The organism is Bradyrhizobium sp. LeoA1Lang (genome assembly GCF_055413685.1).
This window is the reverse complement of record NZ_JBVAPG010000103.1, coordinates 22,414-29,960: the sequence shown is the minus strand read 5'-3', so window position 1 is coordinate 29,960 and position 7,547 is coordinate 22,414. Positions and strand designations below refer to the sequence as shown.

The following is a 7,547-nucleotide window of genomic DNA, read 5'->3' as shown; positions in this document are numbered from 1 at the left end:
CAGCCGCGCATCGCCAAACCGACCCAGCCCGTAGTCCATCCCAGACATCGCTCACTCCCGCGAATCATCGTTCAACTCACGGAATCAGCGATCAAATTCCTTCGCAAGATGTGCGAATATGACAGCCCGCTTGCGGGGGAGGTCGGATCGCATCGCCAGATGCGATCCGGGTGGGGGCTTTCTCGACATAGCGAGTCCCGCCGCGGAGACACCCTCACCCCACCCTCTCCCACAAGCGGGGAGAGGGAGCGCATCTCCGTCGAGGCGCTAATCCGCGCGGTCGCTGTAGGCGAGCTTGACGACGTGGTCGCGAATGTCCGGCGGCCATTCGGCGATCTCGCCGACGAAGCGGCGGCGGTCGTCGGAGAACAGTGCGCGCGAGGCCTCCTCGAATTTCGGGAGGTTGCCAGCCATCGCCGACATGAAGTGATAGGCGGCATCGCGTGCGGCGCGTTGGCGGTCGCGGTCGCCGCTGCTGCGGCGCGCCTCGTCCACGAGCTTGCGGAGCGCGACCGAGGCGCCGCCGGGCTGCGCGTTGAGCCATTCCCAATGGCGCGGCAGCAGCGTCACTTCGCGCGCGACCACGCCGAGTTTCGGTCGCCCGCGGCCACGCGGCTCGCTCGGTGGCGCCTCGGGCGCTTCGCTTGGCGGAGCCGATGCCGGCAGCCGTGCCAGGATCGCGTCATCGCTGCCGCGAAGGTCGAGATCAACGGCGCGCCCGGTCCCGTCGCAGAAGATCGCAATCGGCTCGGCGCTCTGGCCGGCCCGTTTGACCGCCAGCGCGACCTCGGCCAAAGGCCCGGTGGCGAGGCGCCGCTGGCCTTCGAAGGCTGTAAATGTCTGATTCATTTGAGTTATCCAGTCGACTCGCGTTTCATGCATTTATGCCCGGGTATAATTTCGATGTCAATATCGCCCGGATAAATAATTTGGCCTCTCGGCCAATCGCGAATCCCGCGATTGCCTGATAGGGAACGCCCGGGAAGGTTCTTTGGATTTCGGGGGACGCCGTGCTGACCGTTCATCACCTCAACAACTCGCGCTCGCAACGGGTGCTGTGGCTCCTGGAAGAGCTCGGCGTGCCCTATGAGATCGTGCGCTATCAGCGTGGGCCTGACATGCGCGCGCCGAAGGAGTTGCTGGCGGTGCATCCGCTCGGCAAGTCGCCCGTCATCACCGACAGCGGCAATACGATCGCGGAATCCGGCGCGATCGCCGAATACATCCTCGGCACTTACGGCAAGGGACGCTTGATCCCGCCGCCGGACACGCCGGAGCGGCTGCGCTACACCTATTGGCTGCATTATGCCGAGGGATCGGCGATGTCGCCGCTGCTGCTGAAGCTGCTGTTCACGATGATGCCGAAGCGCGCGCCCGCTTTATTGCGGCCACTGGTGCGCAAGGTCACCAACCAGGCGCTGACCGTGCTGGTCAATCCCCAGCTCAAGCAGCACATGGCGTTCTGGGAGGCGGAGCTCGGCAAAAACCAATGGTTCGCGGGCAACGAGTTCAGCGTGGCCGATATCCAGATGAGTTTTCCGCTGGAAGCCGCCTCCGCGCGCGCCGGGCTGGAGGAGGGGCATCCCAGGTGCATGGCGTTCCTCGAACGCATTCACGCGCGCCCGGCCTATGTCCGCGCGCTGGAGAAGGGCGGACCGTATCTGGTGGGGCGGTAGGCGAAGTCACCTCTCCCCGCTCTTGCGGGGAGAGGTCGGCGCGTAGCGCCGGGTGAGGGGCGTTGCCGCGCATTCGGTGTTCGTGGAAGCAGCCCCTCACCCCAACCCTCTCCCCGCAAGAGCGGGGCGAGGGAGTCTCACCGCTCCACCGCCGCGATCACCTCTTTCACCAGACGCGCCGATCCGCGCATGTCGCCGGTCCGATCGACGCTGTCGCCGAGGCGGACCACGACGAGGTGCTGCGTCGGCATGATGACGATGCGCTGGCCGAGGTCGCCCGAGGCAAAGAAGGCGTCGCGGGGAATGCCGAGCGCGACACGGTTCTTGGCACGCGCATGTTCGCTGCGGTTGGTCCAGAAGCCGGCGCCGTAGTCGGTCTTCAGCGTCGCGGCGGCGGAAAAGTCCACCCAGTCTTCGTGCAACAACCGCTTGCCGCCGACCACGCCGTCATTGAGATAGAGCAGCCCGAAGCGTGCCCAGTCCCGGGCGCTCGCCAGCATGTAGGCGGTGCCCTGCAGCGTGCCGCTGCCGTCGAATTCCAGCGTGACGCTGCGCATGCCGAGCGGATTGAACAACTCGCGCCAGGCAAAGGCGAGCGTCTGTTCGGGCCCGCCGACGGCATCGCGGATGATCCGTGCCAAGAGTTGCGTCGAGGGGCTCGAGTAGTGCCAGCGCGTGCCGGGCGGCGCCATTAGGGGCGCTTTCACCGCAAAGCCCGCCATGTCGTCGTGCAGGTAGGCCATCTGGCTCGAGGGATCGAAGCCTGAATTGGTCTCGTCCAGCGCCAGCCCTGTGGTCATGCGCATGAGGTGCTCCACTTCGATCTCGCGACGCGGATCATTCCTGCCGCGCCATTCCGGGATCGGCGCGGGCATCGACGGCGTGACGACGCCTTGTTGCGTCAGGATTCCGATCAGCGCATTGATCACCGACTTGGTCATGGAAAAACCAAGCAGCGGCGTATCGACGCCGACGCCCTTGGCATAGCGCTCGGCGATCACCTTGCCATGATGGACGACCACCACCGCCTTGGTGCGCCGGAACGGCGGCTCCGCCGGCTCCTCGAAGGCATCATCGAGTGCCGCTTTCAGCGCCGGGTCCGAAGGCTCGACAGGTTCAGGGCCCGCGATCTCCTCAAGCAGCGGCAGCGCTTTTGTCACCTTCAGCGCGTCGATATCGCTCTTGAGCACATAAGGCGCCTTCGCGCCGTGCAGCAGCACACATCCGAGCCCATCGTGAAACGCAGCACGGCTTGTCAGCCATCCAGCCATCGACGCGTCGACGGTCTTGCCGGTGCGGTCGAGCGCAAAGCGGAGCAGCGGACGCAGTCTGCGGATGCCGGCCCGATCGATGGTTTCCGAAAACACTGTTTCCGGATCGAGGCCGGAGACGAACACCTTGGAACAGACATTGTGTGCGACCACGCCGGTCGCAACACGAACGGCCCGATCAGGACGGAAGTAGGCGGCAATCGCCACCGCGGCGGCGAAAGCGATTGCTGCCGCGATCCATTTCTGCCAGCCCACAAATTCCTCCGCGCCTGAGCCGATCTTACTTTACCTCGCCCCGCTTGCGGGGAGAGGTCGGAATGCAAGCGCAGCTTGAATTCCGGGTGAGGGGGGACTCTCCGCGAGTTCACCTATCACCCAGTTCGCGGAGGCAGCCCCTCACCCCGACCCTCTCCCCGTGAAGAACGGGGAGAGGGAGAAGAGGCTCCGTGCTTGCTTCGATCGAGTTCTACCGTGACTTCTGGGCTTCGCCAACGGAGGGCAGTGGTTGGACGGTGACGCCGGGCGGCGGCACATCGTCGTCGGGTACGAAGAAATCCGACATCAGCGCGACCTTCGGGTCGACGCGGTAGTGCTCGAAATCGCGCATGCCGCTGTCATAGAGCACCTTGTCGTCGATGCAGAACCGGCCGGTGAATTCGCGCGCTGGTCTGGTCAGGATAACATGCGCGGCATCGGCCATGATCTCGGGTGTGCGGCTGGCACGCATCATGGCGTCGCCGCCGAGGAGGTTGCCGACCGCGGCGGTGGCGATCGTCGTGCGCGGCCACAGCGCGTTGACGGCGACACCGGCCGATCGCAATTCGCCTGAGAGCCCCAGCACGCACATGCTCATGCCGTACTTCGCCATGGTGTAGGCGGTGGAATGCTCGAACCATTTTGCTTTCATGTCGAGTGGTGGTGACAGCATCAGGATGTGCGGGTTTACTGCTTTCTTCAGATGCGGAATGCAATATTTCGACACCATGAAGGTGCCGCGGGTGTTGATACCGATCATCAGGTCGAACCGCTTCATGTCGGTGGCCTGCGAGTTGGTCAGGCTGATCGCGCTGGCATTGTTGACGCAGATGTCGATGCCGCCGAATTCGGCGACCGTCTTGTCGATCGCCGCGATCACCTGCGCCTCGTCCCTGATATCGCAGACGACCGGCAGCGCCTTGCCGCCGGCGGCGTGGATCTCGTCGGCGGCGGTGTAGATCGTGCCTTTCAGTTTCGGGTGCGGCTCCGTGGTCTTGGCGGCGATCGCGATATTGGCGCCATCGTGTGCCGCCCGCAGCGCAATCGCGAGCCCGATGCCGCGGCTCGCACCGGTGATGAACAGCGTCTTGCCTTTGAGCGACGTCATCCGAACCTCCCGTGTTATTTATCCATCTGCATGCAACACTCGTCCGCGCGTCTCCGGCAGCGCGTAGGCGGCCAGGAAGAATACAGCGTAAGCGGCGACCGCGAAAATCGCGATCGCATTGGCGAGCGACGTCGTGGTCGAGAGCGCGCCGACGAGATACGGGAACAGCGCGCCGATGCCGCGTCCGAAATTATAGCAGAAGCCCTGTCCAGAGCCGCGCAGCCGCGTCGGATAGAGCTCGGTCAGGAACGCGCCCATGCCGGAGAAATAGCCGGACGCGAAGAAGCCGAGCGGAAAGCCCAGCACCCACAGCAATTCGTTGCTGATCTCCACCTGCGTATAGAGCAGTACGACCGCGATGGCGCCGAGCGAGAAGGTCAGGAACAGGTTCCGACGGCCGATGCGATCGGCGAGCCAGGCGCCGACGAGATAGCCGATGAACGAGCCTATGATCAGCGCCGCGAGATAGCCGGTCGAGGTGACAATCGAAAGGTGCCGCTCCGTGGTGAGGAAGCGCGGCACCCAGAAGGTGATGGCGTAGTAGCCGCCCTGGCAGCCCGTCGCCGCCAGCGCCGCCAGGATGGTCGTCTTCAGGATCGGTCCCTGGAAGATCTCCCAGAGCGACGGCCGGTCGCCTTCGGCCTGCTGCTTCACGCGCGTCGCCGCCGCGATCTCAGGTTCGGTGACGTAGCGGCGCAGATAGAACACCAAGAGCGCCGGCAGCGCGCCGATCACGAACATCCAGCGCCACGCGGTCTCCGCGGGAAGAATCGAGAACAGGATCGCCTGCGCGAGCACCGCCAGGCCCCAGCCGACCGCCCAGCCCGATTGCACCGAACCGACCGCGCGTCCGCGATATTGCGGCCGGATCGCTTCGCCCATCAGCACCGCGCCCGCCGCCCATTCGCCGCCGAAGCCCAAGCCCAGGATTGCCCGCGCGATCAGGAGCTGATCGAAATTCTGCGCGACCGCGCAGATCAGCGAGAAGAACGAGAACCAGAGAATGGTGATTTGCAGCGTCCTGACACGACCGATGCGGTCGGCGAGATAACCGCCGAGCCAGCCGCCGATGGCCGACGAGAGCAGCGTCACCGTGCCCGCAAGGCCCGCGGTGCCGGCATCGACCTTCCACAGCGTGATGATGGTGCCGATCACGAGCGGATAGATCATGAAATCCATGCCGTCGAGCGCCCAGCCCGAGGCGCAGGCCCAGAAGGTGCGCCGCTCCTGCAGGTTCATGTCGCGGTAGAAGGCGAGCAGGCTGGTGTCGTGGATTTCAGCGACTTCCATCGCCTTCGATGGATCCGATGTCGTCATGTTGAGGTCTCCGCGAGTTTCTTCTTGATCGGCCCTATTGCATGCGGCCGGCTTGCGGGAAAGGTAAATCTATCGCGAGAATGTAGGGTAGGCAAAGCGAAGCGTGCCCACCATGACGGGCGGAGTGCTGAGGGTAGGCACGCTTCGCTTTGCCCACCCTACGCTTTAGCTGCGCGGCTCCGTCAATACCCCGCCGCGTCAGCGCCGCGGGTGCGGGGATCGGGGGCGCCGAGCGGGCCGTTCGTTGTCACCAGGATCGAGTTGGCGGAGGAATAGCCGAGCGGCTCGACGAGCTTGTGGCCTTTGGCCCTGAGCTCGGCCAGCACGTCATCGGGAAATCCCTTCTCGATCCGCACTTCATCCGGCAGCCATTGATGATGCACGCGCGGAGCGGCGACAGCGCCGGCGATATCCATCTTGTAGTCGATGACATCGACGATCACCTGCGTCACCGCGGAGATGATGCGGCTGCCACCGGGCGTGCCCGTCACCAGCACCGGCTTGCCGTTTCTCAGCACGATGGTTGGCGACATCGACGACAACGGCCGTTTTCCCGGACCGGGCAGATTGGCCTCGAAGCCGACCAGGCCGAATGCATTCGAGGCGCCGGGCGCGGCGGTGAAATCGTCGAGCTCGTTGTTGAGCAGCACGCCGGTGCCCTCGGCGACGAGGCCGACGCCATAGGGGAAGTTCAGCGTATAGGTGTTGCTGACCGCATTGCCGTGTTCGTCGACCACGGAGTAATGCGTGGTGTTGGAACCTTCGCGCGGCGGCACCGCGGCCGCTTCGGCCCAGGGCGTGGCGCGGGCAAGATCGATGGTGGCGCGCTGCTTGGCGGCATAATCCTTGCCGAGCAAAGCGACCGTTGGCGCGTTGATGAAGGCGGGATCGCCGAGATAGCGGGCGCGATCGGCATAAGCGCGCTTCATCGCTTCGATCATGACATGGAGCGAGGCGGCAGAGCCCTGCTTCATGTCGGACATCTGGAAACCCTCGAGGATGTTCAGGATCTCCAGCAGCACGATGCCGCCCGAGGAAGGTAGCGGCATCGAGACGATGTCATAGCCGCGATAGGTGCCGCGCACCGGCGTGCGGATCACGGGCTGATAGGATTTCAGATCATCCAGCGCCATGATGCCGCCGGCATCGCTGATAGCCTTGACGAGCTTTTCCGCGACCGGCCCGTCGTAGAAGCCGCGCGGGCCCTGTTCGGCGATTGCGGCGAGCGTGACCGCGAGATCGCTCTGGATCAGCGTGTCGCCCTCATGCAGCGGCGAGCCATCTACACGGGAGAACGTCCTGGCCGAGTGCGGCCAGCGCGACATGCGGCGATACATGTCCGGCAGCGTGTCCGCGGTATCGTCAGCAACGGGAAGGCCGTCGCGCGCCAGATCGATCGCGGGTTTGACGATCTGCGCCAGTGTGAATTTCCCCGAACCATATTTCTCCAGCGCCAGCGCGAGGCCGGCAACGGTGCCGGGCACGCCGATGCCGAGTGCGGAATTGCGCGACTTGTCGGGATCGGGCTTGCCCTCGGCATTGAGGAAGATGTCGCGGGTGATGGCGCCAGGGGCGGTCTCGCGATAGTCGATCGCGACATCCTCGTTGCGGTCGGCGAGATGGATCACCATGAAACCGCCGCCGCCGATATTACCGGCGCGCGGATAGGTCACCGCCATCGCAAAGCCGGTCGCGACTGCTGCATCGACGGCATTGCCGCCCTGGCGCATGATGTCGGCGCCGACGCGGGCTGCAAGTTTTTCCTGTGCCACCACCATGCCATGCTCGGCGGCAATGCCCCGCATGGTGTCGGCAGCCGGTGGCATGTAGAAGCGGCGCTGTTCCTGCGCGGCCGCCGGCATGATCGTGAAGACCACGAGCACAACAGTCGCGACAATCCTGCGCCAACGATTTGAGGAA

Annotated in this window: 6 protein-coding genes; 1 reads left to right on the top strand and 5 read right to left on the bottom strand. The window is 64.7% G+C overall.

Annotated elements, in window-relative coordinates; translation table 11 throughout:
• Window positions 1-267: 267 nt before the first annotated feature.
• The gene (locus tag ACZYOF_RS28700) at window positions 268-849 is read right to left on the bottom strand and encodes a DUF2239 family protein (RefSeq protein ID WP_282530994.1); all 582 of its coding nucleotides are present in this window, start codon (window positions 847-849) and stop codon (window positions 268-270) included.
• Between the two features lie 161 nt (window positions 850-1,010).
• Here ACZYOF_RS28700 and ACZYOF_RS28695 point away from each other — a divergent pair, with 161 nt between their 5' ends.
• Window positions 1,011-1,676, top strand: coding sequence for a glutathione S-transferase family protein (locus ACZYOF_RS28695; RefSeq protein ID WP_463717894.1), 666 nt, complete (start codon window positions 1,011-1,013; stop codon window positions 1,674-1,676).
• Between the two features lie 137 nt (window positions 1,677-1,813).
• Here the strand turns inward: ACZYOF_RS28695 and ACZYOF_RS28690 are convergent, their stop codons facing one another.
• The 4 genes from ACZYOF_RS28690 to ggt form a co-directional block, all read right to left on the bottom strand.
• The gene (locus tag ACZYOF_RS28690; protein ID WP_463717893.1) at window positions 1,814-3,202 is read right to left on the bottom strand and encodes a serine hydrolase domain-containing protein; all 1,389 of its coding nucleotides are present in this window, start codon (window positions 3,200-3,202) and stop codon (window positions 1,814-1,816) included.
• A 211-nt stretch (window positions 3,203-3,413) separates the two neighbouring features.
• Window positions 3,414-4,310 carry an SDR family oxidoreductase gene (locus tag ACZYOF_RS28685; protein WP_463717892.1) on the bottom strand — a complete coding sequence of 299 codons (897 nt, stop codon included), beginning with the start codon at window positions 4,308-4,310 and terminating at the stop codon, window positions 3,414-3,416.
• Between the two features lie 18 nt (window positions 4,311-4,328).
• Window positions 4,329-5,627, bottom strand: a complete 1,299-nt coding sequence (locus tag ACZYOF_RS28680; RefSeq protein ID WP_463717891.1) for an MFS transporter — start codon at window positions 5,625-5,627, stop codon at window positions 4,329-4,331.
• Window positions 5,628-5,809: 182 nt separating this feature from the next.
• Entirely contained in the window at window positions 5,810-7,489 is a 1,680-nt protein-coding gene (gene ggt, locus ACZYOF_RS28675; protein ID WP_463717896.1) for a gamma-glutamyltransferase, read from the bottom strand.
• Between the last annotated feature and the right edge of the window lie 58 nt (window positions 7,490-7,547).

Coding starts and splice junctions, on each gene's coding strand:
- ACZYOF_RS28680 (WP_463717891.1), bottom strand. CDS start 5,627: ATGACGACATCGGATCCATCGAAGGCGATGGAAGTCGCTGAAATCCAC.
- ACZYOF_RS28700 (WP_282530994.1), bottom strand. CDS start 849: ATGAATCAGACATTTACAGCCTTCGAAGGCCAGCGGCGCCTCGCCACC.
- ACZYOF_RS28685 (WP_463717892.1), bottom strand. CDS start 4,310: ATGACGTCGCTCAAAGGCAAGACGCTGTTCATCACCGGTGCGAGCCGC.
- ggt (WP_463717896.1), bottom strand. CDS start 7,489: ATGCCGGCGGCCGCGCAGGAACAGCGCCGCTTCTACATGCCACCGGCT.